The 1,221-nt window shown below is 72.9% G+C and carries 2 protein-coding genes; one reads left to right on the top strand and one right to left on the bottom strand.

From position 1 onward, the window contains the following. Window positions 1–176: 176 nt before the first annotated feature. Window positions 177–617 carry an Hsp20/alpha crystallin family protein gene (locus ACOV8S_RS18895; RefSeq protein ID WP_448318986.1) on the bottom strand — a complete coding sequence of 147 codons (441 nt, stop codon included), beginning with the start codon at window positions 615–617 and terminating at the stop codon, window positions 177–179. 178 nt (window positions 618–795) lie between these two features. Between ACOV8S_RS18895 and ACOV8S_RS18890 the strand changes: the two genes are divergently transcribed. Continuing rightward, window positions 796–1,104 carry a hypothetical protein gene (locus tag ACOV8S_RS18890; protein WP_448318985.1) on the top strand — a complete coding sequence of 103 codons (309 nt, stop codon included), beginning with the start codon at window positions 796–798 and terminating at the stop codon, window positions 1,102–1,104. Window positions 1,105–1,221 lie beyond the last annotated feature (117 nt).

Genomic DNA, 1,221 nt, shown 5'->3' with positions numbered 1-1,221 from the left:
CTCGAAATCATGGGAATGGTCAAGGGGACTGCTCCTCTTCAGCTCCCGTCAGATGACTGCCGGGCCGGGGCGGCCTGTCCCGGCCCGGTGCTGCGGCTCGTATGCCCGCCTTCGCGGCACGTACACCTCCGTTCACACCGTGTGCATGGCGTGACGGCGGCGCGACCGCGGTGCGGTCAGCGGCTGATGGCCTTGCGGCTGCCGCCGTCGGCGCCGCCGCTGATGCGGATCTTGCGCGGCTTGGCGTGGTCGGCGACCGGGATCCGCAGGCTGAGGACGCCCGCGTCGTAGGAGGCGTCGATCCGCTCGGTGTCCAGCGTGTCGCCGAGGAAGAGCTGCCTGCTGAACGTGCCGGACGGGCGCTCGGCGACGATCACCTCGGCGTCCTCCGGAGCCGGGTGGCGCCGCTCGGCGCGAATGCTCAGCACGTTGCGCTCGACGTCGAGGTCGATGGTCTCCGGGTCCACTCCGGGAAGGTCCACCTGGACGACCAGGTCGTCGCCCACCCGGTAGGCGTCCATCTGCATGGCGGCCGGGCGGTTCAGCACTCCCGTGTTCCCGAGGACCTGCTGGGTGAGGCGGTCGAACTCGCGGAACGGATCGGTGCGCATGAGCATCACGGTCACTCCCTTCGTACGGTTCCTGGGTGCGATGCCCTGATGTCTTCTTATATAGCTCCGGTCCGGAAAATTGACAAGCCTGGACTCAACCCTGGGGGACGCCAGGGCCCTGGGCCCCGGTGACAGGATGGACGGAAGCTGTTCGGGCGATGTGATGCGAGGCGAGGAGGACGTGATGGCGGAGAAGGTGCCCACGGGGCTGGTGGCGGCGGCCGGACTGGTCGGCGGGTTCGGCGTGGCCCGCGGCACGAAGCGGCGCGAGCTGGGCGGGGTGGTGCTGGCCGCGGCCGGCGCGGCGGCGGCCACCCGGTGGAAGCGCCAGGCGGGCGGACCGGTGGCCGCGGGGCTCACCTCGGCGTACCTGGCCGCCTTCGCGGGCTCGCACCTCCTGGCCAAGCGGCTCGGCGCCTGGCCGTCCGTGCTGACGGTGACCGCGGGCGTCGCGGCGGCCTCCTGGGCGCTCGCCGACCGACGCGGGGCCTGAGCCGACCGACACGGGGCCTGAGCCGACCGACACGGGCCGGACGATCGCGGCAGCCGGGCGACGCGCCGGGCCGGGGCCCGTGTCGCCGGCCAGGGCCTGTGTCGCCGGGCCGCCACG

Source organism: Streptomyces sp. CO7 (assembly GCF_053474865.1).
The sequence above is the reverse complement of the archived record's forward strand: the minus strand, read 5'-3'. Positions and strand labels throughout refer to the sequence as shown.